This window comes from Massilia sp. CFBP 13721 (assembly GCF_014842025.1).
In the GTDB taxonomy this organism is placed as follows: Bacteria; Pseudomonadota; Gammaproteobacteria; order Burkholderiales; family Burkholderiaceae_D; genus Telluria.
In genome coordinates this window covers 51,487-74,579 of the sequence record NZ_JACYUY010000001.1, presented here as the reverse complement: position 1 = coordinate 74,579, position 23,093 = coordinate 51,487, and the positions used below count along the sequence as shown (strand labels likewise).

The following is a 23,093-nucleotide window of genomic DNA, read 5'->3' as shown; positions in this document are numbered from 1 at the left end:
ATGGCACACCAGGCGATATTGACCTTCCAGACGCGCGGACGGGGCACGCAAGACATCACGCGCGCAGTGGCCGAGGTGGTTGCCGCCGCCGGCGTCGCCTGCGGCCTGGTGCAGGTGTTCGTCCAGCACACCAGCTGCTCGCTGACGATCACCGAGAACGCCGACCCCGACGTGCGGCGCGACCTCGAGACCGTCATGGGGCGCCTGGCGCCGGATGGCGATCCGGCTTACCGCCACAATGACGAGGGACCGGATGACATGGCGGCGCATGCGCGCAACGTGCTGACCGATACCGGCATTACCGTGCCCATCGGCGGCGGACGTATGTTGCTGGGAACCTGGCAGGGAATTTACCTGTGGGAGCACCGAACGGCGCCGCACCGGCGCACGGTGGTCGTTACCGTCCTCGGCTGACCGCCTCGCCTCTACTTGAAATATGGCGGGGCGTTGCGCGCCACCTGCTCCAGCTCGGCCGCAGTCAGCGGCAACTTGCGAAACGCCGCCCAGGCTTCCTTGGGACGCAGGTTCGCTCCCTGCGCCGCGTCGGTGCCGTACAGCACCCGGTCCAGGCCGATCTGGCGCAGGCGTTGCACCAGCAGCGCCGCCGCCTCGGGCGTGGTGTCGTCCTGCGCGATCGAGGCGACGTCGAACCACAGGTTGCGCGTGGCCGGCTGGCGCCGTTCCATCGCCGCGGCCAGGGTTGCCAGCACGGCGCGCGAAGGCGGGTCCTCGAAGCCGGGGCCGGTGCCGGCCAGGTGCGCCACCTGCACCGTCACGTGCGGCGCCGCCGGCAAGACCTTGTCGAGGAAGGCCTGCGCCTCGGCCGCGCCGTAGGGCCGCTTGTTGCGGATGCTGGCGCGCATGTGCACCAGGATTGCCATGCCGGCGCGGTCGGCCGCCGCGAACACCTCGGCCAGGCGCGCCACGTGCGCCGGCTGCTCGAGCTGCACGTCCGAATTCCCGAAGTGCAGCTTGATACCGTGCTTCAGGCCAGGGGTGCCGGCGCAGCGACGGATTTCGTCGAGCGCGTACTCCTTGAGTGGATTGACGCCGCAAAAGGCGATCAGGCGTTCGGGATACTGCGCCGCCTGCCCCGCCGTCCAGTCGTTTTCGCGGCGCACCTTCGCATATTCATCGTCGAGCTTGCGCTGCGGGCTGCCATACATATAGGCGGTCGAGAGCAGCACCGCCTTGCGGATGCCGGCGGCGTCGAGCAGCGCGATCACCTGCTTTGCCGGCAGCGGTTTGAGGCCGGCGTCGGGACCGAGCAGCGTGATGATGTCGTCGCTGAAGACGTGCTGGTGGTAGTCGATGGCGGGGGTGGACTGGGCGTGCGCGCCTGCGTTGACGAGCAAGCTGGCGGCCAGGACGGCATAACGCATTTGCTTGATCATCGTTGCTCCTTATATTTGCATATAGCTGACGGACAGGTAACGAATACAACCAGGATGGGCTGGATTGTCGCTGCGGCTGATTGTCGTCTATCATGATCACTTATTTCGAAGTTAGCAACAGATCAGCGCCGGCTCGGCAGATCATCACCGGGATTCACTGTCCAACCATGTTCAACGCATCCAGCAGACCTCATTCAAGCGGCGTATGTGCCGCTTTCCGGAGTAAAACCGTCACGGAGAGGATGAAGCCATGAGGATCGAGCAAATACGGCTGACGAATTACCGTGGTCATGAAGACTTGACGCTCGATTTTGAGCAGAGGTTTAATGTTATCGTCGGATCGAACGGAAGTGGCAAGACATCGGTATTAAACAGTCTGTGTGATGCGCTTTCTGCTTTGCTGATTAATACTCCGTCGAGCTCTGGATATCATCTAGTGTTTAGCGACCCTGATATCGCTAGGATAAAGGCCGAAACAGTCAATGGCCGCGTCCGGTTTGAACCACAGTATCCGGTCTGCGTAGCGGCTAGAGGCATAGTTTTAGGGACCGTGTGTAACTGGGCGATAAGTAAGTCAGCTCCGGATACCTATCCGGATTATTCAGGAGACTCTCCAAGTAATGTTCTCGCTAAGACGCTTAAGGGCTTAAATCCGAGTGATGATTCGGGAAATACAGTTACACTCCCATTGATTGCTTTTTACCGGGCGACTCGTCAATGGAATCAGCCGCAGCCAAACGAACTCAGCGCGGCCACGTCCCGTCACAGCCGGGCCGATGGTTACAGTCGCTGGTGGGATGCGTCCAACGATTCGTCTGCCCTACAAGGCTGGGTAATCGCCAAATGCCTGGAGCGCTTCCAGATATCGTCGGAAACCGGTATTGCTTTCGACGATATTAAGGACGACGAGCTGGCAATGGTCAATCGCGCATTGCAAGAAGCGGTTGAAGGCATAAAGGGACTGAAATACGACCTGAAACAGAAAAGCTTGCTGGTGGAATGGCAGGCCACTAACGAAGGCCCACGCGATTCGACCAGTTTCCAAAACCTGAGTCACGGGCAGCGCGCCGTCATCGGTCTCATCGCCGACATCGCACGCCGAATCTGCTTACTGAATCCGCAGCTCGGCCTGGAAGCGACAACGAAGACGAACGGCGTCGTGCTGATCGATGAACTCGACATGCACCTGCACCCGCGCTGGCAGCGTCTGCTGACGCAAGGACTCAAGCGGGCCTTCCCGGCGATTCAATTCATCGTCGCCAGCCATTCCCCGCAAGTATTGGGCGAACTGCACCCGGACGAGATTATCCTGCTGAGACCGCACGGAACGGTGCATCCCCAGGTCAGCTACGGCCTCGACTCGAGCCAGATTCTGGAAGAAATCATGGGCGCCGATGCGCGTACGGAGAGTGTCGATAAGAGACTCTCCGCCCTGTTCGAAGCACTTGAGCGCAACGAGATCGACGTTGCCCGGCGCGAGATCGAACTTCTCAAGTCGGACGCGCCCGGCATTCCGGAGCTTGCCGGAGCCGAGGCCTTGTTGCGGCGAAAAGAGGTGCTGGGTAGATGAAGCACGTCGCCAAACGGGCTTCCCCGGCGCCGTTCGAGGCGTGGAAATCCGCCGGGAACGCGTCCCGGGTGCCCTCCTATAGCAATTTGCAGAATCCGCAAAAGAAAATACTGCATCACGCTTTGCTCGATGAGCAGGCCCGCGTCTGCTGTTACTGCGGCCGAAGCATTTCGCTGGAAACCAGCCACATCGAGCATTTCAGGCTCCAGGAAAACTACCCGCACCTGGCGCTCGACTTTACAAATCTGCACGCTTCATGCATCCGCGAGACCAGGCCGGGGGCACCGCTTCATTGCGGCCACGCGAAAGGAAGCGGTTTCGACGAGGCCATGCATATCTCGGCCCTGGATCCGCAGTGCGAACGACGTTTCATGTATGCGCTCGACGGGGCGATCCTCGCATCGGATGGGGAGGATGCAGCGGCTGTTTACATGCGCGACCTGCTTCGGCTCGACATCGCGTTCGTGCAAACCCGGCGCCAGGCTGTGCTCGCCGCCGTCTTCGACACCGACTTTCTCGCATCCGCAACCGACGACGAGCTGCAACGGTTGGCCAGCGCGTTCCGTACACCCGATGCCAATAGCGCGCTTGAAGATTTCGGCCATGTTCTGGCCAGGTTTGCCGAGCAGTTGGCTGGCCGTCCGCTCTGAGGCAGACGATACCGACACATGACGACCTTGCATATCGACGACACCGCCCTGCAGCAGGTCCGCCGCTTCAACACTACACTGGCACGCCTGCCGCGCTTCAAGATGCGTAACCGCTTCACGCCGGTGCTCGGCCAGGCGTTGCTGCGCCTGTCCCAGCTCGGCGCCGACCGCAGGCTGGCGCGCCGCGGCATCCGGGTCGAACGGCATGTCGCCACCTGTGACGGCCTGCATGTGCCGCTGCGGGTGTTGCGTCCGGCCGGGACCGGCCCGGTCGGCGCCGTGGTGCTCGACATCCATGGCGGCGGCTGGGTGATCGGCAATGCGCGCATGGACGACCTGCACAACGCGGCGCTGGTCGAGGCTTGCCGGGTGGCGGTCGTGTCGGTCGACTACCGGCTGGTGCGGCCGCACCTCGCCGACCGCAGCCTGCAGGAGGCGATGGACGACTGCCTGGCCGCTGCGCGCTGGCTGCTCGGGGCCGGCCGGGCGGACTTCGACGGCCTGCCGGCGTTCATCCTGGGCGAATCGGCCGGCGCGCACCTGGCGGCCACGGTGCTGCTGCGGCTGAAAAGCACGCCGCAGCTGCTGGCGCGCATTGCCGGGGCGGTGCTGTACTACGGCGTCTACGACCTCGGCGGCAGCCCTAGCGTGCGCCAGGCCGGGCCGGCGACCCTGGTGCTCGACGGCCCCGGCATGGTCGATGCGCTGCGCATGCTCACGCCGGATTGCAACGACGAACAACGGCGGCAGGCGCCGCGCTCGCCCCTCTACGGCGACCTGGCCGGCATGCCGCCGGCGCTGATGTTTGCCGGCGCGCGCGATCCACTGCGCGACGACACGCTGCAGATGGCGGCGCGCTGGCGCGGGGTGGCCAATGCAGCTGCAGTCGAGCTGCACCTCCTGCCCGAGGCACCGCATGGCTTCCTCCACTTTCCGACGCCGCTGGCGACCAGCGTGCCGGCGCGCACGCATGCGTGGCTGGGCGAGCGTATCGCGGCGTGGAATGCGCGGACCGGACGCGTTCCGATGCCGGTCGGTGTAGCCGATCGTACCGGGAACGAATGCGCAGACATGTAGGGTGGGCGGCTCTGCCTCCTCAGTTGGGGGGCGCAGGCATGTGTGCCGCCCACCCTACGGTCTGGGCATTCTTTCCCGAAGCTACGCGGTTCGGCCGATGTGCATGGCAACAAGCCCGCAAGTCTCCAGTGCGAGGGCCGCTCGCAGGCTCGTGCGATGATGGCATTTAACTATCGAACCAGGCGCTGCAGGTCCCTCAGGTCCCACAAGCGGCGCCCCGGCACCGGCCCGGCCAGCCGCTGGAGAACTGCTTTTCCCTTATGCTGACCGACATCCTGATCATCCTCTTCCTGATCCTGCTCAACGGCGTATTCGCGATGTCGGAACTGGCGCTGGTCTCGGCCAAACGGATGCGGCTGGAGAAGTCCGCCATCGAGGGCAGCCGCGGCGCGCGTGCCGCACTCGACCTGGCTGACGAACCGAGCAACTTCCTCTCCACGGTCCAAGTCGGCATCACCCTGATCAGCATCTTCAACGGCGCCTTCGGCGAAGCCTCGCTGGTTGCGCACCTGAAGCCGGAGCTGGAACAGATCCCGCTGCTCGCGCCCTACGCCTACCAGGCGTCGCTCGGCCTGGTCGTGGTCTGCATCACCTTCGCCTCGATCATCCTCGGCGAACTGGTCCCGAAGCGCATCGCGATGGCCTATCCGGAAGCGATGGCGACGCTGATCGCGCCGCCGCTGCGCATGCTCTCGACCGTGATGTCGCCGTTCGTCAAGATCCTGGCCTTCGCCACCGAGGCGATCGTGCGCCTGCTCGGCATCGGCCGCCACAAGGAAGCGGCGCCGACCGAGGAAGACATCACCGGCATGATCAAGGAGAGCACCGACGCCGGCGTGTTCGAAAAGACCGAGTACGACATCGTCTCGCGCGCGCTGCGCCTGGACGACCAGCACCTGAAAGCGCTGATGACGCCGCGCGTCGACCTCGTGCTGGTCGACCTCGACATCCCGCGCGCAGACAACCTGGCGCGCATCGCCTGCAGTCCGTACAGCCGCATGCCGGTCTGCCGCGGCGACCGCTCGCGCATCATCGGCTTCGTGCATTGCCGCGACCTGCTGGCCCAAGCCGTGCGCGCGCGCACGATCGACGCCATCGACATCGAAGCGGCCGTGCAGGAGATCCTGTACGTGCCCGACTCGGTCAGCGCCATGGCCCTGCTCGAACTGTTCAAGAAGAACAAGGCCGAGATCGCGCTCATCGTCGACGAGTACGGCGACATCCAGGGCATGGTCACCCTCACCGACGTGATGAGCGCGCTGGTGGGCGACGTCTCGGTGATCGGCGAGGAAGGCGAGAACGACGCCGTGCAGCGCGACGACGGCAGCTGGCTGCTCGATGGCGGCGTGGCGCTTGAGCGCTTCCGCGACGTGATGGGTACCACCCTGCGCTTTCCGGGCGAGGAAGCCGGCGCCTACCACACGCTGGCCGGCTTCATGCTCTACCAGCTCGGCTACATCCCGAAGATCGCCGAAACCACGCACTGGGGCGACTACTGCTTCGAGGTGATGGACATGGACGGCAACCGCATCGACCAGCTGCTGGTGACCCACGTGCCGCCGGCGCCGCCGACTGAACATGAAGAGGATGGGGTCCGGGGCGACGCTTGATCTCGCATTAATATTGTTGAGCTAATCTCCCGCTCTACGGCGGATTCGCCGACAGGGTAACTCGACATGGATGCCATTAATTTTGGACCGCTGGTCCTGCCGCTGCGCGTGCTGGCGCCCCTCGCCGCGCTGCTGGGCGCGAACGGCGTCGCCTGGCTGTGGCAGCGGCGGCGCGGCGTCGATGCCTCCAACGCGCTGTGGCAGATGACGCTGTGGGGCTTCCTCGCCGCGCGCGCCGCCTTCGTGCTCAAGCACTGGGATACCTATGCCGCGGCGCCGCTGTCCATGCTCGACATCCGCGACGGCGGCTTCGTCGCCACGGCCGGCCTGCTGGCGGCCTGCGCGGTCGGGCTCGAGCAGCTACGGCGCCACCCGGGGTTGCGGCGTTCCCTTGTCACCTCGGCATTGGCCGGCCTGCTGGTCTGAGGCGGCGCCACGCTCGCCATCCATGCCGGCCAGCCGGCCAACGTTCCCCTGCCCGCCCTCACCCTGCAGCAGCTCGACGGCGGCGCGGTGGCGCTGGACGGGTTCAAGGGGCACCCGCTGGTCGTCAACCTGTGGGCGACCTGGTGCCCACCCTGCCGGAGAGAGATGCCGGCCTTGGTCGCGGCGCAGGTGGCCAACCCGGACGTCGCCTTTGTCTTCGTGAACACGGGCGAGGATGCCGCCACCGTCCAGCGCTATCTGAGCGACGCCGGCCTGGCGCCGCAGAATGTCCTGCTCGACCGGACGCGCGCGGCGGCACGGGCGATGGACGCTGTCGGCTATCCGACTACCCTGTTCTACGACCGCCATGGCATGCTGGCGGGACGCCACATGGGCGAGCTGTCGCGCGCGGCCGTGGACGAGCAGGTGGCGCGGCTGCGCGCCGCACACTGAAAGGCCGCACCTCGGGCCGCGCGCGCGGTCAAACAGCGAGGAGGCATTCATGACCATCGACTGGATCCATTTCACGCCCTGGACCGCGCTGTTTGGGGGCATGCTGATCGGCCTCGCCGCCGCGCTGCTGATCCTGTTCAACGGCCGCGTCGCCGGCATCAGCGGCATCCTTGGCGGGCTGCTGCCGCCCAGCCGCGGCGACGCCGCCTGGCGCGCACTGTTCCTGCTCGGCCTCATGCTCGCGCCGCTGGCCTGGTCGGCCGTGCGGCCGCTGCCGGTGCTGCACATCGAGGTCGGCCACGGCATGCTGGTCGCAGCCGGCCTGCTGGTCGGCATCGGCACCCGCTATGGTAGCGGCTGCACCAGCGGCCATGGCGTGTGCGGGATGGCGCGGCTGTCGCCGCGTTCGATCGTGGCCACCTGCGCGTTCGTCGCGGTCGGCTTCGTCACCGTGTACCTGATGCGCCATGCAGGCGGCTGAGGACATGTCATGGTTCTCGCCGCCGCCTTTGCCATCGGCCTGCTGTTCGGGATCGGCTTGATCCTGTCCGGACTCACCGATCCGGGCAAGGTGCTCGCCTTTCTCGACCTGGCCGGCGCCTGGGACCCGTCGCTGCTGTGCACGATGGGCGGCGCCACCGTGGTTGCCGCGATGGGCTTTCGCCTGGCGCGGTCGCGCCGCACGGCGCTGCTGGGAGCGCCAATGCGCCTGCCCGCGGGCGGCGCGATCGACCGCCGCCTGGCGCTGGGCAGCGTAATCTTTGGCGTCGGCTGGGGCCTGGCCGGCTTCTGCCCGGGGCCGGCGCTGGCCTCGCTTGGCACCGGACTGCTCGCACCGCTGTTGTTCGTGGCGGCGATGGTGGCGGGGATGGGGCTGTTCGCGCTGTTCGAGCGGATCGGGTCGCGCCGCGCGGCATGACGGTTCGTAGGGTGGGCGCCCTGTGCCCACGCGTGAAGCCAGCACCGTGTTGGCAGGGTCTTTCGTAAAACGAAGCCAACGCATTGCGACGTTTACGCGTCGGCCCGGGGGCGCCCACCCTACCGCATGCCGCAGCCACCGGCATACGGACATTCCATTCCCTTGCTTTGCCCGGATGCATTAGAATCATTGACTTTTGCACACCGGGCAGCGGCAATGTCAGAACCGACGCAACAACTCCATCGCGGCCTCAAGAGCCGGCACATCCAGCTGATCGCCCTCGGCGGCGCCATCGGCACCGGGCTTTTCCTCGGCATTGCGCAAACCATCCAGATGGCCGGGCCGGCGGTGCTGCTCGGCTACGGCATCGCCGGCGTGGTCGCCTTCCTGATCATGCGCCAACTGGCCGAACTGGTGGTCGAGGAACCGGTCGCCGGCTCGGTCAGCTATTTCGCCGACAAATACGGCGGCCACATGGCGGGCTACATCGCCGGCTGGAATTACTGGGTTATGTACATCCTGGTGACGATGGCAGAACTGTCGGGTGCCGGCATTTACGTCCAATACTGGTTCCCCGAGGTGCCGACCTGGGTCTCGGCGCTGGTCTTTTTCGTCATCATCAATTCCTTCAGCCTGCTCAACGTCAAGGCTTTCGGCGAGCTCGAATTCTGGTTCGCGGTGATCAAGGTGGTGGCCGTGATCGGCATGATCCTGTTCGGCGGCTACCTGCTCGTCTCCGGCATGGCCGGGCCGGACGCGGGCGTGGCCAACCTGTGGCAACACGGCGGCTTCTTCCCGAACGGCATCGGCGGGATGGTGATGGCGATGGCCGTGATCATGTTTTCCTTCGGCGGGCTGGAACTGATCGGCATCACCGCGGCCGAAGCCGACGACCCGGCGCGCTCGATCCCGCGCGCCACCAACCAGGCGCTGTGGCGCGTGCTGATCTTTTATATCGGCGCCCTGTTCGTCCTGCTGTCGCTGTTCCCGTGGCAGAAAGTGGCCAGCGGCGGCAGCCCCTTCGTGCTGATCTTCGCGGCGCTCGACAGCCCGGCTGTCGCCACGGTATTGAACATCGTCGTGCTGACCGCCGCGCTATCGGTCTACAACAGCGGCGTCTACGCCAACACGCGCATGCTGTACGGCCTGGCCGCGCAGGGCAACGCGCCGCGCTTCCTGATGAACGTCACCAGCAGCGGCGTACCGCTGGCGGCGCTGGGCGTGTCCTCGCTGGTGACGGCCGCCTGCATCGCGGTCAACTATTTCCTGCCGCGCGAGGCGTTCGGAATGATGATGGGGCTGGCGGTGTCGGGCCTGATCATCAACTGGGCCACGATCTCGATCGTGCACCTGCGCTTTCGCAAGGCCCGGGCCGGGGCGCCTACGCAGTTTCCGAGCCTCCTGCATCCGCTGTCGAACTGGCTGTGCCTCGCCTTCCTGGCGGGGATCACGGTGGTGATGTACATGACGCCGGGGTTGCGGGTGTCGGTGTACCTGATTCCGGTGTGGCTGCTGGTGTTGTGTGTGGGGTATGCTTTGCGGCAGCGGCATTTGGCGCGCTGACGTTGGTGGCGCTGTTGCGTGGGCGGTTATCGGTCTTCTTGATCCGCATGGGCACGAGTGCCCATCCTAGGGGTGGCGCTAGCGGCGAGATCATACGAAATCCGTAGGGTGGGCCGGGCGGCGATCCGCTCCTGAGTCCACGCGTTACGCACGTATCCATGCACCGGCGACGCTGATCAATCGCTCCCTTCCCCGTCCGTGCGCTCGCTCGTGGCGCATCGCAGTATCATGGTTCAAACCAACCGGACAACGGTGTCCACAACCATGACCCTATTGCGCTCCGACGCCGCGCTGCGGCGCGACCAGATCCTCGATGCCGCCGATGCCGTCTTCGCCGAACGCGGCATCACGGCCCCGCTCGACCTGGTGGTGACGCGCGCCGGCGTCGGGCGCGCCACGCTGTACCGCAATTTTCCCGACCGCGCGGCGCTGGTCGAGGCGCTGTTCGAACGCACCCTCGCCGGCCTGGAAAGGGCGGCCAAGGGCCAGGACCTGTTCGCGCTGGTCGAGCAGGTCGGCCTCGACCTGGTGGGCGCGCCGGCACTGGCCGACTACTGGCGCGCGCTCGAGCCCGGGCATCCGGCGGCGAAGAGCGCGCGCGAACGGCTGGCGCGGCTGTTCCGGGCGCCGCTCGCCGCGGCGCTGGCCCGTAACACCTGCCGCGCCGACCTGCGCCCGGCCGACCTGGTGCTGGTCTGCGGCATGCTCGGCGCCGCATTGCGCGGAGCGACGCCGGCCCAGCGCCGCACACTGGTACGGCGCGCGCTCGACCTGTTGCATGGCGGCCTGGCAACAAGGGAGCGGGGTCGATAAGTGGTCCAGCTGCTGAAACCGACACCGGACTGGGAAGAACACGAAAAGCCAGGCCTGCCTGGTTCGCCCTCGATGCCCTACCATACGCCGGCCGTGCGCCTGGCGTACGCGCTGGTGGCGCTGCTGGTCGGCATCACCGGCGGCCTGGGCAACGCGCTGGTCTCGGCCAACCTGCCCACCATCCAGGGCCAGCTCGGCCTGACGCCCTCGGAAGCAACCTGGCTGCCGGCCGCCTACGTGATGGTCAACATCACGGTCAACCTGCTGGTATTCAAATTCCGCCAGCAGTACGGGATGCGCCTGTTCGCCGAGATCGGGCTGGCGCTGTACGCCGCCGTCACCGTGCTGCATCTCCTCGTCGGTGGCTTCGGCATGGCGGTCGCGGTGCGCGCGGTGAGTGGCTTTGCCGGCGCCGCGGCCACCACGCTGTCGATGCTCTACATGCTGCAGGCCGCGCCGCGCGCCTACACCGGCAAAATGGTGGTGCTCGGGGTCGGCATCCCGCAGCTGGCCACGCCGCTGGCCTGGCTGCTCTCGCCCACGCTGCTGGTCTATGGCCAGTGGCACAACCTGTACCTGTTCGAGGCCGGCCTGGCGCTGTGTTCGCTGGCGGCGGTGGTGATGCTGAAACTCCCGCCCGGCATGCACATCAAGGTGTTCGAACAGCGCGACTTCATTACTTTTGCCCTGATGGCGCCGGGCGCCGCGATGCTGGTGGCCGTGCTGGCCCAGGGCTATTCGCAGTGGTGGTTCGACGAGCCCTGGCTGGCCTGGCTGCTGATCGGCGCCCTGGTCCTGCTCGGCGCCGCCCTCTACCTCGAACACCACCGCGAGAACCCGCTGATCCAGACCCGCTGGCTGGCCACGCCGACCATGCTGCGCTTTATCGTCGGCGCCTTCCTGATCCGCTTCCTCACTTCCGAGCAGACCTTCGGCGCGGTTGGCTTCCTGCGCGCGCTCGGCATGGGCCCGGACCAGATGCAGCCGCTGTTCGCCGTGATCCTGGTCGGCACCGTGTGCGGCATCGCCGCCAGCTCGATCACGTTCAGCCCGAAGACGCTGATCCCGCAGATCATCGTCGCCATCGTCCTGTTCGGCGTGGCCGCCGCCATCGACTACGGCCGCACCAGCCTGGACCGGCCGCAGGACTTTTATTTCAGCCAGTTCCTGGTCGCCGTCGGCGGCGGCATGTTCCTCGGGCCGCTGGTGCTGCTGGGGATCACCCAGGCCCTGAAATTCGGCGCGAACTACGTGATTACCTTCACGGTGGTGCTGTCGATGACGCAGACGCTCGGGGCGATGACCGGCTCGGCCCTGCTCAGCACCTATCAGCTGCACCGCGAACAAGTGTATTCCACCGACCTGGTCTCGCAACTGAACCCCGCCGATCCGCTCGTCGCCCAGCGCCTGCAGCTGCAAGCCGGGATCTACCGCGGCACTATCGCCGACCCGGTCCTGCGCGCGGCGCAGGGAGCGAGCCTGCTGGCCCAGATCACGCGGCGCGAAGCGAACGTGCGCGCCTTTAACGACGTCTTTGCCCTCTCCGGTGTGCTGGCCCTGCTGTTCCTGTTCTGGTCGCTGTTCGTGGCGGTGCGCGCCGCGCTGCGCGACCGGCGCGCAGCCGCCGCACTCAGTCCCACCCCAGCAGCACCAGTCGCCACCGCAGTCAATAAGGCTTGAATCCGTATGAACGCTCCACGACCACCTACTCCCGACGAAACCGCGGACCTCGAAGCGAATCCGCCCGCCCCCGGCGACGCGGACGACGGCACGCCGCCGGCTGCATTGGCCGCGCCACCCGCTCAGGCGGCACAGCCAGCGCAGCCGGCTCCCGCGGCACAGCCGGCCCAGCCCGCGCCGCCACCGAAGAAGATCAAGGCGACGCCCGCCTCGATCGGCATCATGGTCGTCATCGCCGCCGTCGGCATCGCCCTCATCCTGTGGGCCTGGCGCCTCGGTCCCTTCAACAGCACGCGCGTGAGTACCGACAACGCCTACGTGCGCGGCGCGATCACCGTGCTGGCGCCCCAGGTCAATGGCTACGTGACCGAAGTGCTGGTCAGGGACTTCCAGTACGTCAAGGCCGGCCAGGAACTGCTGCGCATCGACGACCGTATCTATACTGAACGGGTACGCGCGGCCGAGGGCCAGGTCGCGAATGCCACGGCCCAGCTCAACAACGCCGAGCAGACCCAGGCCCAGAACACGGCCACCGTCGGTTCCGCGCGCGCCAACCTGGTGGCGGCGCAAGCCGAGGCGGCGCGCGCCCGCGCCGAGCAGGCCCGGGTCGACGAGCTGGCCGAACGCGGATCGGTGTCGCTGAGCGAACGCGATCGCGTGCGCACCTCGGCGCGCCTGGCAGCGGCGAATGTGCTCAAGGCCCAGGCCGAGATCGAGATCTCGCAGCAGCGCGTGAAAGGCACGACCGTCTCGCGCGGCGGCCTGGAAGCGCAGGTGCGCATGGCCGAGGCCCAGGTGGCGCTGGCCAGGATCGACCTGGCCAACACCGTGATCCGGGCGCCGCGCGACGGCCAGGTAAGCGAATCGACGGTACGCCCCGGCCAGTACGTCACCGCCGGCTCCCAGCTGCTGTTCCTGGTGCCCGACACCTTGTGGGTGGTCGCCAACTTCAAGGAAGGCCAGACCTGGCGCATGCGCGTCGGCCAGCCGGCCACGCTGGCGGTCGACGCCTTCGAGGGCGCCACCCTCACCGGCCACGTCGAACAGATCGCGCCGGCCACCGGTTCCGAATTCTCGGTGCTGCGCCCCGACAATGCGTCCGGCAATTTCACCAAGGTCGTACAGCGCCTGCCGATCCGGATCGCCATCGACGCCAACCAGGAACTGGCCAAACGGCTGCGGCCGGGCATGTCGGTGACGGCGGAAGTGGATACCGGCGCAGCCGCGCGCGAGGGCGCAGGCGAGAACGGCGGCGCCGGCGGGGTTGCCCGCGGGGTTGCCCAATGAGGCGGCGCGCATTCAACACCGCGCTTGCCGCCCTTGGTGCGGCCACCCTCGGCGGCTGCCTGCCGGCCTACCGCGCCGCGCCCGCGGCGGCGCAGGTCGCGCCGCCTGCCGCCTGGCGCGAACCGGCCGCCGGCGCAGCGACGGTCGACCCGCACTGGTGGCGCGCTTTCGGCGATCCGGCGCTGGCCAGCCTGGTCGAAGCCGCGCTGGCGCGCAACAGCGACGTCCTGATCGCGGTGGCGCGCATCGACGAGGCGCGCGCCCAGGCGGAGTTGGCCGAAAGCGCGCGCCTGCCGGCCCTGAACGGCGCGATCGGCCTGCAAACCGGGCGCGCGCTGGAAGCGACCGGCATCAGCACTAGCCGCGTCATCCAGCCGAATTTGACGGCCAACTGGGAGCTCGACCTGTTCGGCCGCATCCGCAACCAGGTCCGCGCCGCCAACCTGCAATACCAGGCGACCCAGGCCGAGCGCGCTGCGGCCGCGCTGTCGGTGGCCGCCTCCACGGCCCAGAACTACGTCGCCCTGCTCGCGCTCGACGCCCAGCTGTTCATCACGCGCGAAACGGTGGCCTCGCGCGCCGAAGCGCTGCGCCTGGCCCAGGACCAGGCCCGCGTCGGCTATATCTCGCAGTTGCAGCTGACCCAGGCGCAATCCGAATACCAGTCGGTGCTGGGCGCGATCCCCGAACTCGAACTGGCCGTACGGCGCCAGGAAAACGCGCTGCGCCTGCTGGCCGGCGACCTGCCCGGAGACGTATTGGACGACACGGCGCACGGCGCCGGTTTCGCCGCCCTGCGCCTGCCGCCGGTGCCGGGCGTACTGCCCTCGCAACTGCTGGCGCGCCGTCCCGACATCTTCCAGCGCGAACTGCTGCTGGCCGCCGCCGACGTCAACCTGGCCGTGCGCCGCCAGGCCTTCCTGCCGCAAGTCTCGCTCAGCGCCCAGCTGGGCAGCCTGTTCGTGAATGCGCTCGACTACGACCCGGTGACGGTCTGGAGCCTGGGCGGCAGCGTGCTGGCGCCGCTGTTCTCCGGCGGGCGCCTGAACGCCCAGGTCGAGGCCGCCGCCTCGCAGCGCGACCAGGCCGCGTTTGCCTACCGGCGCACGGTGCTGACGGCGTTTTCCGAGGTCGAGAATGCGCTGGCCGGGGTGCCGCGGCTGGCCGAACAGGTGAGCCACGCGGTGCAGCGGCGAGCAATCCTGACGCGCTCGCTCGGCTATGCCACCGACCGTTACCAGGCCGGGTATGCCTCGTATCTGGAGCAACTCGACGCCCAGCGCAATTTGTACCAGGTGGAGCTGAACCTGGTTACGCTGCAGCGCACACAGATGGAAAACGTGATTGGCTTGTATCGGGCGCTGGGGGGTGGGTGGGCCGTAGGCCCGGAGCGCTGACGTTCCCCACATCTTCGCAGCAAGTGGCCGCCAGCCCCGTCTCGATCCACAAGCGGCAGGTATCACCGCGTGGGCAGAGCCCACCCTACATTATCGTAGGGTGGACTCCGTCCACGCGTGATACGCGACTTCGGATCATCCGCGCCCGCGCTGGCACCCTCAAGAATGCCGCACCGCAGCACGAAAATACTTCTCTGCAATGCCCGTGCGTGCTCTTGCTCGATTTATCATCTCATCCTGCCGCACATCACCTTACAAAGGAAACGCGCATTATGAGCCAGGGTACCCCTCTGTCGCTGCATGTTCCGGAGCCAACCGGCCGTCCGGGTTGCAAGACCGATTTTTCATACCTACAAATGAGTCCCGCCGGCGCCGTCCGGCGGCCTGAAGTGGACGTCCTGTTCGGCGATACCGCCGACCTGGTCTCCAGCCTGATCCGCGTGCTCGACGACGAGGGCAATGCCGTCGGCCCGTGGGCGCCGCAGATCGACGTCGACAAGCTGCGCTTCGGCCTGCGCACGATGATGAAGACCCGCATCTTCGATGCGCGCATGGTCATCGGCCAGCGCCAGAAGAAGATGTCGTTCTACATGACCTCGCTCGGCGAGGAAGCCATCGGCACCGCGCACGCGCTGGCGCTCAAGGATGGCGACATGTGCTTCCCGACCTACCGCCAGCAAAGCCTGCTGATGGCGCGCGAATACCCGATGGTCGACATGATCTGCCAGCTGCTCTCGAACGAGCGCGACCCGATGAAGGGCCGCCAGCTGCCGGTCATGTACTCGGTCAAGGAAAAAGGCTTCTTCAGTATCTCCGGTAACCTGGCCACGCAAGTGCCGCAGGCGGTCGGCTGGGCCATGGCTTCGGCGATCAAGGGCGATACCAAGATCGCTTCGGCCTGGATCGGCGACGGCGCCACCGCGGAAAGCGATTTCCACACCGCGCTGACCTTCGCCCACGTCTATCGTGCGCCCTGCATCATCAACGTCGTCAACAACCAGTGGGCGATCTCGACCTTCCAGGCGATCGCCGGCGGCGAGAGCGTGACCTTTGCCGCCCGCGGCGTCGGCAGCGGCATCGCTTCGCTGCGCGTGGACGGCAACGACTTCCTGGCCGTGTACGCGGCTTCCTGCTGGGCCGCCGAGCGCGCCCGGCGCAACCTCGGACCGACGCTGATCGAATGGGTGACCTACCGCGCCGGCCCGCACTCCACCTCCGACGATCCGTCGCGCTACCGCCCCGCCGACGACTGGACCCGCTTCCCGCTGGGCGATCCGATCGCGCGCCTGCGCCAGCACCTGACCAAGATCGGTGCCTGGTCCGACGACGAGCATGCGCGCGTCCAGGGCGACCTGGAAGCCGAAGTCCTGGCCGCGCAACGCGAAGCGGAACAATACGGCACGCTGGCCGACGGCCGCGTCCCGAGCGCGGCGTCGATGTTCGAGGATGTCTATAAGGACATGCCCGAGCACCTGCGCCGCCAACGTCAACAATTGGGAGTGTGAGATGGCGCGCGACGAGAATGATGCAAACCCGGCCGAGAAAAATCCGGCGCAGAGTACGACAATGACCCAGATGACGATGATCCAGGCGCTGCGCTCGGCGATGGACGTCATGCTGGGCCGCGACGACAACGTCGTCGTCTATGGCCAGGACGTCGGCTATTTCGGCGGCGTGTTCCGCGCCACCGACGGCCTGCAGACGAAGTACGGCAAGAACCGCGTGTTCGACGCGCCGATTTCCGAAGGCGGCATCGTCGGCACGGCGGTCGGCATGGGCGCGTATGGTCTGCGTCCCGTGATCGAGATCCAGTTCGCCGATTACTTCTATCCGGCGTCCGACCAGATCGTCTCCGAAGCGGCGCGCCTGCGCTACCGCTCGGCGGGCGACTTCACCGCCCCGCTGACGATCCGCATGCCCTGCGGCGGCGGCATCTATGGCGGCCAGACCCACAGCCAGAGCCCGGAAGCGATGTTCACCCACGTCTGCGGCCTGCGCACGGTGATGCCGTCGAACCCGTATGACGCGAAGGGCTTGCTCATCGCCTCGATCGAGAACGACGATCCGGTGATCTTCCTGGAACCGAAGCGCCTGTACAACGGCCCCTTCGACGGCCACCATGACCGTCCGGTCACGTCCTGGGGCAAGCACCCGATGGGCCAGGTCCCGGAAGGCTATTACACGGTCCCGCTGGACAAGGCGGCGATTTTCCGCCCCGGCGCCGACCTCACCGTGATCACCTACGGCACCATGGTCTGGGTGTCGGAAGCGGCAGCGCTGGAAACCGGCATCGATGCCGAAATCATCGACCTGCGCACCCTGTGGCCGCTCGACCTCGACACCATCGTCGAGTCGGTGAAAAAGACCGGCCGCTGCGTCGTCGTGCATGAAGCGACGCGCACCAGCGGCTTCGGCGCCGAACTGGCCTCGCTGGTGCAGGAACACTGCTTCTATCACCTGGAAGCGCCGATCGAGCGCGTCGCCGGATGGGACACCCCGTATCCGCACGCGCAGGAATGGGCGTATTTCCCGGGGCCCGACCGTGTTGGCGCCGCTTTCAAACGTGCGATGGAGGCGAAGTAAATGGGTATTCATGTCATTAAAATGCCGGACCTGGGCGAAGGCATCGCCGAAGTCGAGGTCGTGGCCTGGCACGTCAAGCCGGGCGACACGGTCAAGGAAGACCAGGTGCTGGCCGACGTCATGACCGACAAGGCCACCGTCGAGATTCCGTCGCCGGTGAACGGCACCGTGACTTCGCTCGGCGGCAAACTGGGCGAAGCGATGGCCGTGGGCGCGGAACTGATCCGCCTCGAGGTCGAAGGCGCCGGCAACTTCAAGGTCGACGCCAAGACGCCGGCGCAGGCAGTGCGCAACGAAGCCGTCGCCGCAGCGGAAAGCGCCGGCACGACGGCAGCGCGTGCCGGCGGCGGTGGCACCGTCGACGAATTCATCCCGATCACGGTGGCGCAGCCGGAAACCGTGGTCACGAGCGTGACCAGCGCGCAAACCGCGGCGGCGCCTGCGCCGGCCAAGGCCGCGCCGGCGCAATCGTCGCACGCCGCGCAAGCCTATGCCGCGGCTCCCGCCCACCACGGCCGCGCTCCGGGCGAAAAGCCGCTGGCCGCCCCCGCCGTGCGCCAGCGCGCCTGGGACATGGGCATCGAACTGCAATACGTGACCGGCTCCGGTCCGGCCGGCCGCATCAGCCATGCCGACCTCGACGCCCACGTCTCGCGCGGCCAGCAGAAAGCCGCCGAGGGCGACCGCCGTTATGCCGTGCTGGAGGGCGAACAGGCGATGCCGGTGATCGGCATGCGCCGCAAGATCGCCGAAAAGATGGCGGAAGCCAAGCGCCGCATCCCGCACTTCACCTATGTCGAGGAAATCGACGTCACCGAACTCGAAGCACTGCGCGTGCAGTTAAACAGCCGCTACGCCGGCCAGCGTCCGAAACTGACGCTGCTGCCGCTGATCATGCGCGCGGTGGTGCTGGCGATCCGCAAGTACCCGTCGGTGAACGCCCGCTTCGACGACGAGGCCAACATCGTCACCACCTACAACCCGGTCCACCTGGGCATCGCCGCCCAGACCGACGCCGGTTTGATGGTGCCGGTGGTGCGCAATGCCGAGGCGCGCGACCCGTGGTCGGCCGCCGCCGAAGTGGCGCGCTTGGCCGAAGCCGCGCGCAGCGGCAAGGCGCTGCGCGAGGAGCTCTCCGGTTCCACCATCACCATCACCAGCCTCGGCGCACTGGGCGGCATCGTCACCACGCCGGTGATCAACCGTCCGGAAGTGGCGATCGTCGGCGTCAACCGCATCATCGACAAGCCGGTGATCCTGAACGGCGCCATGGTGGCGCGCAAGACCATGAACCTGTCGTCCTCGTTCGATCACCGCGTGATCGACGGCATGGTGGCGGCCGAATTCATCCAGACCATCCGCGGCTACCTCGAGTGCCCGGCAACCCTGTTCGTGGAGTGAACAGATGAATCAAATCGTGAACCAATTGAATACTACCTTGTTGGTGATCGGCGGCGGCCCCGGCGGCTATGTCGCCGCCATCCGCGCCGGCCAGCTCGGCATCCCGACCATCCTGGTCGAAGCCGGCCAGCTGGGCGGCACCTGCCTGAACATTGGCTGCATTCCTTCGAAAGCGCTGATCCACGCGGCAGAGGAGTTCGAGAAGGTGAATCACTACGCCAGTGGCTCCGCGCTCGGCATCTCCGCCAGCGCGCCCTCGATCGACGTCGCCCGCACCGTCGGCTGGAAGGACGGCATCGTCAAGCGCCTGACCGGCGGCGTCGGCGCGCTGCTGAAAAAGAACGACGTCCAGGTGATCAACGGCTTCGCCCGCATCCTCGACGGCAAGACGGTCGAAGTCAAAGGCGCGGACGGCGAACTGCAGCGCATCCGCTGCGAACACCTGCTGCTGGCCGCCGGCTCGGAAGCGGTCGAACTGCCCTTCATGCCTTTCGGCGGCATGGTGGTGTCCTCGACCGAAGCGCTGTCGCCGCAGACCATTCCGAAGCAGCTGGTGGTGGTCGGCGCCGGCTACATCGGCCTGGAACTGGGCACCGCCTACCGCAAACTGGGCGCCGAAGTCACCGTGATCGAAGCGGCGGATCGCATCCTGCCGGCCTATGACGCGGAACTCACCAAGCCGGTGGGCGCGGCCCTGAAAAAACTGGGCATCGATTTGCGCCTGGGTTCGAAAGTGCTCGGGCTGAACGCGGCCGGCGATGGGGTACGCACCGAAACCGGGCACGGCGAAGAGATCGTCTTGTCCGCCGACCGCGTGCTGGTGGCGGTCGGGCGCCGTCCGCGCGCCGGCGGCTGGGGGCTGGAATCGCTGCAGCTCGACATGAACGGCCGCGCCGTGAAAATCGACGACCAGTGCCGCACCTCGATGCGCAACGTCTGGGCGATCGGCGACCTGGCCGGCGAACCGATGCTGGCGCACCGCGCGATGGCCCAGGGCGAGATGGTGGCCGAGATCATCTCCGGCAAACGGCGCCACTTCCAGCCGGCCGCCATGCCGGCGGTCTGCTTCACCGATCCGGAAGTGGTCGTGGTCGGGATGGTGCCGGCCGAAGCGGAAGCGGCCGGCATCGACGCCATCACGGCCAACTTCCCGTTCGCGGCGAACGGGCGCGCGATGACGATCGAGTCGACGGACGGTTTCGTCCGCGTGGTGGCGCGGCGCGACAACCACCTGATCCTGGGCTGGCAGGCGGTCGGACGCGGCGTCTCGGAACTGTCGACGGCGTTCAGCCACTCGATCGAACTGGGCGCGCGCCTGGAAGACGTTGGCGGCACCATCCACGCGCACCCGACGCTGGGCGAAGCGGTGCAGGAAGCGGCGCTGCGTGCGCTTGGACACGCGCTGCACATCTGAGCGGGATACCTGCAGGGCGCGGCACATGGACGGCTTAGCTCGGCCGCTTGTCCATGTTCCGCGCAGGCGGCGATGCATCTGCCGCCTCTTGCGCAGCCCCAGGAAATTGGCCAAGGCAATCGAAACCAGCTATTACGCTGGTATATCGACCGCACTTGTCGATGAATCTTACAGGGCGTTACCAGGCAGTATTGACGTGCATCAAGTTTTCTGAATAGAATCAATGATGTAGCAAAGTATTTATTTATTGGCACGGTTGTTGCATAAACAAGGGTTCACACTAACCGGAGATTTATATGTCACTGAGTTCACTGCCTAAACTGCTCGCCAGCCTGTCGTTCTTTGCCTGCTCCTCGCTGTTCGCCGCGCCGATCGTCATCAACGTGGCTGGCATCCAGAGCATTGGCGAATTCGGCGACGCAGCCAATCCCGTGTTCACGTACAACGTCGGCGCGAATGCGACCATCACCAACGTCAGCTATTCGGTCAACGTGACCGCCTTCAGCCCTAGCTATTTGTCGGAAATCTCGTTCGCCATCACCGACTCCGGTGTGAGCGACGGTGTCCTGTTCACGCCAGGCTTCGAAGACGATAACGCGGGCACGGCCTCGTATACCGCGACCACCATCCTGGCCGATGAAGGGCTGTCGTTCAGCGTCGGCGCCGACGGCATCCTGCGCGTCGAGTTCTACGACGCTTTCGACGACGGCGCCGTGAATCCGGATGGCATCTGGAACTTCGGCACCATCACCATCGCCTTCGAACCTGACGTCGACGTGCCGGTCGATCCGGGTCCTGGCACCGACGTGCCGGAACCGGCAAGCGCCCTGCTGCTGGGCGTGGGCGCCCTGGCGATGGGCTACGGCCGCCGCCGCCGCGCCGCGAAAGCCGTGCACTAAGTTCTCCGTTTGACCGAACCTGCCCGGCCTTGCGCACATGCGCAGCGCCGGGCAGTTTTTTTCCCGCAGACTCTTCCCTCTGTCGGCGCCGCGCCACACCGAAACCCCGCCTCAAGATGTCGTTCTGGAAAGCGTGCGATAATCCGCGCCGGCCGACGCCCTCGCTGTCGGCCTCCTTTATCCACCATCGATAAGAGAGCACAGTCATGTTCAAGAAAATCGCCGCGGCAGCTGCCGTCCTTGCTTCCTTCGCCGCTTCCGGCGCCGCATTCGCCGCCGAGCCGCTGCCGTTCTACGCCGGTATCGACGCCGGCTCGACCAAGGTCAAAGGTGCAGACCGCGAAGGCAGCTACGGTGCCTTCTTCGGCTACAAATTCACCCCTGGCATTGCCATCGAAGGCGGCTACCACCGTCTGGCCGACACCGAAGTACGCTATGCCGGCGTGAACACCGACCTCACGGTCGACCAGATCGACCTGTCGCTGATCGGCAGCGTGCCGCTGTCGAACGGCTTCGACCTGTACGGCCGCCTGGGCTACAACCGCCTGGAAGCCGAGGCCCGCGTGGCCGGTTTCAGCGCCAAGGAGCACGATTCGCACGCCCTGTACGGCCTCGGCCTGGGCTACACCTTCACCCCGGTCGTGCACGGCCGCGTGGAAGTGCAGAAGCCGGAAAGCGACGTGACGCGCGTCCTGGCCGGCGTCGCCTTCCGCTTCTAAGCAACCGGCAAGCCGCACCGGAACCGGGAAGCCGCACCAAAACCGGGATGCATCCGCATCCCGGTTTTTTTTGGCGCTGTCATCGCGCAGTTCGATCCTCATCCATAGCGAACGGTGACAGCGCCTTTTTTGTCGTCCAATCAACCGTGCGCCCGCCCCGGCACCGCCGCGGGCATCATGGACGCTCTTCCATGAACAGAAAAGGACGCATCGTGAACCAGCGTTACCGACCGATCACGCGCCTGGGCCTTGGCGGCACCGGCCTGGGCGACATGTACAAGACCACCAGCGACGAGGCGGCGCGCACCACGGTCGATGCCGCCTGGGACGCCGGCATCCGCTACTTCGACACCGCGCCGCATTACGGCGCCGGCCTGTCCGAGCACCGCTTCGGGCAAGCCCTGCGCCGCCGCGCGCGCGCCGACTACACGCTCTCGACCAAGGTCGGGCGCCTGCTGGTGCCTGACCCGGTCGGCGAAATCGCCGCGCCCTTTGTCTCGGCACTGCCGTTCCGGCGCGTGATCGACTACACGAGCGATGGCGTGCGGCGCGCGGTCGAAGACAGCCTGCAGCGGCTCGCCCTCGGCCACATCGACATCGTCTACGTGCACGACCTTTCGCCCGACGCCTTCGGCCGCGACGATTACGAGCGCTACATCCGCATTGCCGCCGGCCCCGGGGGCGCCTTCGAAGGCCTGGTCAAACTGCGCGAGGAAGGCGTGATCAAGGGCTGGGGCATGGGCGTGAACACGATCGAGCCCTGCCTGCGCGCGCTGGAGGCGTCCGATCCCGACGTCTTCCTGCTTGCCGGACGCTATACGCTGATGGAAACGACGGCGCTGGCCGAACTGTTCCCGCTGTGCGCGGCGCGCGGCGCGAGCGTGGTACTGGGCGGGCCGTTCAACTCGGGCTTCCTGGCCGGCGGCGACCATTACGACTACATGCCGGCTAGCGAAGACAAGCACCAGCAGCGCGAGCGCCTGCGCCAGGTGGCGGCGCGCCACGGGGTCGACCTCGCCGCCGCGGCACTGCAGTTCGGCGCGGCGCACCCGGTCGTGGCGGCGACGATCCCCGGCGCCAGCAGTCCGCAGCACCTGCAGCGCAACGCCACCCTGATGGAGATGGCGATCCCGGCCGCGTTCTGGCAGGAACTGGTGAGCGCGGGCCTGGTGGCGCCGGAGGCGCCGCTGCCGACGGCTGCTTAGTCCTGGGTCGCCCGCAATGCAGACGTAAAAAAA

The 23,093-nt window shown here is 66.7% G+C and carries 22 protein-coding genes; 21 read left to right on the top strand and 1 reads right to left on the bottom strand.

The annotated features are described in order from the left end of the window. Complete coding sequence (locus IFT60_RS00330; RefSeq protein WP_192048272.1) at window positions 1-414, top strand: secondary thiamine-phosphate synthase enzyme YjbQ; 414 nt, start codon at window positions 1-3, stop codon at window positions 412-414. Between the two features lie 11 nt (window positions 415-425). Here IFT60_RS00330 and IFT60_RS00325 read toward each other — a convergent pair whose 3' ends face one another. Then, complete coding sequence (locus IFT60_RS00325) at window positions 426-1,394, bottom strand: amidohydrolase family protein (protein WP_229510616.1); 969 nt, start codon at window positions 1,392-1,394, stop codon at window positions 426-428. Window positions 1,395-1,644: 250 nt separating this feature from the next. Between IFT60_RS00325 and IFT60_RS00320 the strand changes: the two genes are divergently transcribed. The 20 genes from IFT60_RS00320 (at window position 1,645) to IFT60_RS00230 (ending at window position 23,060) form a co-directional block, all read left to right on the top strand. Further along, a complete protein-coding gene (locus IFT60_RS00320; RefSeq protein ID WP_192048270.1) occupies window positions 1,645-2,964 on the top strand; it encodes an AAA family ATPase in 1,320 nt (439 codons plus the stop codon). After that, the gene (locus tag IFT60_RS00315; protein ID WP_192048269.1) at window positions 2,961-3,614 is read left to right on the top strand and encodes a retron system putative HNH endonuclease; all 654 of its coding nucleotides are present in this window, start codon (window positions 2,961-2,963) and stop codon (window positions 3,612-3,614) included. Before IFT60_RS00320 ends, IFT60_RS00315 begins: the two co-directional genes overlap by 4 nt. Before the next feature lie 18 nt (window positions 3,615-3,632). Continuing rightward, the gene (locus IFT60_RS00310) at window positions 3,633-4,691 is read left to right on the top strand and encodes an alpha/beta hydrolase (protein ID WP_192048267.1); all 1,059 of its coding nucleotides are present in this window, start codon (window positions 3,633-3,635) and stop codon (window positions 4,689-4,691) included. A 260-nt stretch (window positions 4,692-4,951) separates the two neighbouring features. Beyond that, window positions 4,952-6,301 (top strand): hemolysin family protein, encoded by a 1,350-nt coding sequence (locus tag IFT60_RS00305; protein WP_192048259.1) that lies wholly within the window; start codon window positions 4,952-4,954, stop codon window positions 6,299-6,301. A gap of 66 nt (window positions 6,302-6,367) precedes the next feature. Beyond that, window positions 6,368-6,727 carry a hypothetical protein gene (locus IFT60_RS26385; RefSeq protein ID WP_229510615.1) on the top strand — a complete coding sequence of 120 codons (360 nt, stop codon included), beginning with the start codon at window positions 6,368-6,370 and terminating at the stop codon, window positions 6,725-6,727. An 18-nt stretch (window positions 6,728-6,745) separates the two neighbouring features. Beyond that, window positions 6,746-7,180, top strand: a complete 435-nt coding sequence (locus IFT60_RS26380) for a TlpA family protein disulfide reductase (protein WP_374011009.1) — start codon at window positions 6,746-6,748, stop codon at window positions 7,178-7,180. After that, window positions 7,095-7,661 (top strand): YeeE/YedE family protein, encoded by a 567-nt coding sequence (locus tag IFT60_RS00295; RefSeq protein ID WP_192048257.1) that lies wholly within the window; start codon window positions 7,095-7,097, stop codon window positions 7,659-7,661. Before IFT60_RS26380 ends, IFT60_RS00295 begins: the two co-directional genes overlap by 86 nt. Before the next feature lie 9 nt (window positions 7,662-7,670). Continuing rightward, complete coding sequence (locus IFT60_RS00290; protein WP_192048255.1) at window positions 7,671-8,099, top strand: DUF6691 family protein; 429 nt, start codon at window positions 7,671-7,673, stop codon at window positions 8,097-8,099. 216 nt (window positions 8,100-8,315) lie between these two features. Continuing rightward, window positions 8,316-9,662 carry an amino acid permease gene (locus tag IFT60_RS00285; RefSeq protein WP_192048253.1) on the top strand — a complete coding sequence of 449 codons (1,347 nt, stop codon included), beginning with the start codon at window positions 8,316-8,318 and terminating at the stop codon, window positions 9,660-9,662. 264 nt (window positions 9,663-9,926) lie between these two features. After that, window positions 9,927-10,475 carry a TetR/AcrR family transcriptional regulator gene (locus tag IFT60_RS00280; RefSeq protein ID WP_192048250.1) on the top strand — a complete coding sequence of 183 codons (549 nt, stop codon included), beginning with the start codon at window positions 9,927-9,929 and terminating at the stop codon, window positions 10,473-10,475. 72 nt (window positions 10,476-10,547) lie between these two features. Beyond that, entirely contained in the window at window positions 10,548-12,155 is a 1,608-nt protein-coding gene (locus IFT60_RS00275; protein ID WP_229510632.1) for an MFS transporter, read from the top strand. A gap of 6 nt (window positions 12,156-12,161) precedes the next feature. After that, complete coding sequence (locus tag IFT60_RS00270; protein ID WP_192048246.1) at window positions 12,162-13,442, top strand: HlyD family secretion protein; 1,281 nt, start codon at window positions 12,162-12,164, stop codon at window positions 13,440-13,442. Continuing rightward, window positions 13,439-14,839 (top strand): efflux transporter outer membrane subunit, encoded by a 1,401-nt coding sequence (locus tag IFT60_RS00265; RefSeq protein WP_192048244.1) that lies wholly within the window; start codon window positions 13,439-13,441, stop codon window positions 14,837-14,839. Before IFT60_RS00270 ends, IFT60_RS00265 begins: the two co-directional genes overlap by 4 nt. Before the next feature lie 272 nt (window positions 14,840-15,111). After that, window positions 15,112-16,344 (top strand): 3-methyl-2-oxobutanoate dehydrogenase (2-methylpropanoyl-transferring) subunit alpha, encoded by a 1,233-nt coding sequence (locus IFT60_RS00260; protein ID WP_192048242.1) that lies wholly within the window; start codon window positions 15,112-15,114, stop codon window positions 16,342-16,344. A gap of 61 nt (window positions 16,345-16,405) precedes the next feature. Further along, window positions 16,406-17,422, top strand: coding sequence for an alpha-ketoacid dehydrogenase subunit beta (locus IFT60_RS00255; RefSeq protein WP_197986171.1), 1,017 nt, complete (start codon window positions 16,406-16,408; stop codon window positions 17,420-17,422). Then, window positions 17,423-18,823, top strand: a complete 1,401-nt coding sequence (locus IFT60_RS00250; protein ID WP_192048238.1) for a dihydrolipoamide acetyltransferase family protein — start codon at window positions 17,423-17,425, stop codon at window positions 18,821-18,823. A 16-nt stretch (window positions 18,824-18,839) separates the two neighbouring features. Further along, window positions 18,840-20,237 (top strand): dihydrolipoyl dehydrogenase, encoded by a 1,398-nt coding sequence (gene lpdA / locus IFT60_RS00245; RefSeq protein ID WP_374011007.1) that lies wholly within the window; start codon window positions 18,840-18,842, stop codon window positions 20,235-20,237. A gap of 296 nt (window positions 20,238-20,533) precedes the next feature. Then, window positions 20,534-21,136 (top strand): PEP-CTERM sorting domain-containing protein, encoded by a 603-nt coding sequence (locus IFT60_RS00240; RefSeq protein ID WP_192048234.1) that lies wholly within the window; start codon window positions 20,534-20,536, stop codon window positions 21,134-21,136. 206 nt (window positions 21,137-21,342) lie between these two features. Then, window positions 21,343-21,855 carry a porin family protein gene (locus IFT60_RS00235; RefSeq protein ID WP_192048232.1) on the top strand — a complete coding sequence of 171 codons (513 nt, stop codon included), beginning with the start codon at window positions 21,343-21,345 and terminating at the stop codon, window positions 21,853-21,855. Window positions 21,856-22,046: 191 nt separating this feature from the next. Continuing rightward, the gene (locus IFT60_RS00230) at window positions 22,047-23,060 is read left to right on the top strand and encodes an aldo/keto reductase (protein WP_192048230.1); all 1,014 of its coding nucleotides are present in this window, start codon (window positions 22,047-22,049) and stop codon (window positions 23,058-23,060) included. The last annotated feature ends 33 nt before the right edge of the window (window positions 23,061-23,093 follow it).

Bases quoted from the DNA above. Each gene is read 5' to 3' on its own strand.
- IFT60_RS00330 (WP_192048272.1), top strand. From the start codon at position 1: ATGGCACACCAGGCGATATTGACCTTCCAGACGCGCGGACGGGGCACG.
- IFT60_RS00325 (WP_229510616.1), bottom strand. From the start codon at position 1,394: ATGATCAAGCAAATGCGTTATGCCGTCCTGGCCGCCAGCTTGCTCGTC.
- IFT60_RS00320 (WP_192048270.1), top strand. From the start codon at position 1,645: ATGAGGATCGAGCAAATACGGCTGACGAATTACCGTGGTCATGAAGAC.
- IFT60_RS00315 (WP_192048269.1), top strand. From the start codon at position 2,961: ATGAAGCACGTCGCCAAACGGGCTTCCCCGGCGCCGTTCGAGGCGTGG.
- IFT60_RS00310 (WP_192048267.1), top strand. From the start codon at position 3,633: ATGACGACCTTGCATATCGACGACACCGCCCTGCAGCAGGTCCGCCGC.
- IFT60_RS00305 (WP_192048259.1), top strand. From the start codon at position 4,952: ATGCTGACCGACATCCTGATCATCCTCTTCCTGATCCTGCTCAACGGC.
- IFT60_RS26385 (WP_229510615.1), top strand. From the start codon at position 6,368: ATGGATGCCATTAATTTTGGACCGCTGGTCCTGCCGCTGCGCGTGCTG.
- IFT60_RS00295 (WP_192048257.1), top strand. From the start codon at position 7,095: ATGGCATGCTGGCGGGACGCCACATGGGCGAGCTGTCGCGCGCGGCCG.
- IFT60_RS00290 (WP_192048255.1), top strand. From the start codon at position 7,671: ATGGTTCTCGCCGCCGCCTTTGCCATCGGCCTGCTGTTCGGGATCGGC.
- IFT60_RS00285 (WP_192048253.1), top strand. From the start codon at position 8,316: ATGTCAGAACCGACGCAACAACTCCATCGCGGCCTCAAGAGCCGGCAC.
- IFT60_RS00280 (WP_192048250.1), top strand. From the start codon at position 9,927: ATGACCCTATTGCGCTCCGACGCCGCGCTGCGGCGCGACCAGATCCTC.
- IFT60_RS00275 (WP_229510632.1), top strand. From the start codon at position 10,548: ATGCCCTACCATACGCCGGCCGTGCGCCTGGCGTACGCGCTGGTGGCG.
- IFT60_RS00270 (WP_192048246.1), top strand. From the start codon at position 12,162: ATGAACGCTCCACGACCACCTACTCCCGACGAAACCGCGGACCTCGAA.
- IFT60_RS00265 (WP_192048244.1), top strand. From the start codon at position 13,439: ATGAGGCGGCGCGCATTCAACACCGCGCTTGCCGCCCTTGGTGCGGCC.
- IFT60_RS00260 (WP_192048242.1), top strand. From the start codon at position 15,112: ATGAGCCAGGGTACCCCTCTGTCGCTGCATGTTCCGGAGCCAACCGGC.
- IFT60_RS00255 (WP_197986171.1), top strand. From the start codon at position 16,406: ATGACCCAGATGACGATGATCCAGGCGCTGCGCTCGGCGATGGACGTC.
- IFT60_RS00250 (WP_192048238.1), top strand. From the start codon at position 17,423: ATGGGTATTCATGTCATTAAAATGCCGGACCTGGGCGAAGGCATCGCC.
- IFT60_RS00240 (WP_192048234.1), top strand. From the start codon at position 20,534: ATGTCACTGAGTTCACTGCCTAAACTGCTCGCCAGCCTGTCGTTCTTT.
- IFT60_RS00235 (WP_192048232.1), top strand. From the start codon at position 21,343: ATGTTCAAGAAAATCGCCGCGGCAGCTGCCGTCCTTGCTTCCTTCGCC.
- IFT60_RS00230 (WP_192048230.1), top strand. From the start codon at position 22,047: ATGAACAGAAAAGGACGCATCGTGAACCAGCGTTACCGACCGATCACG.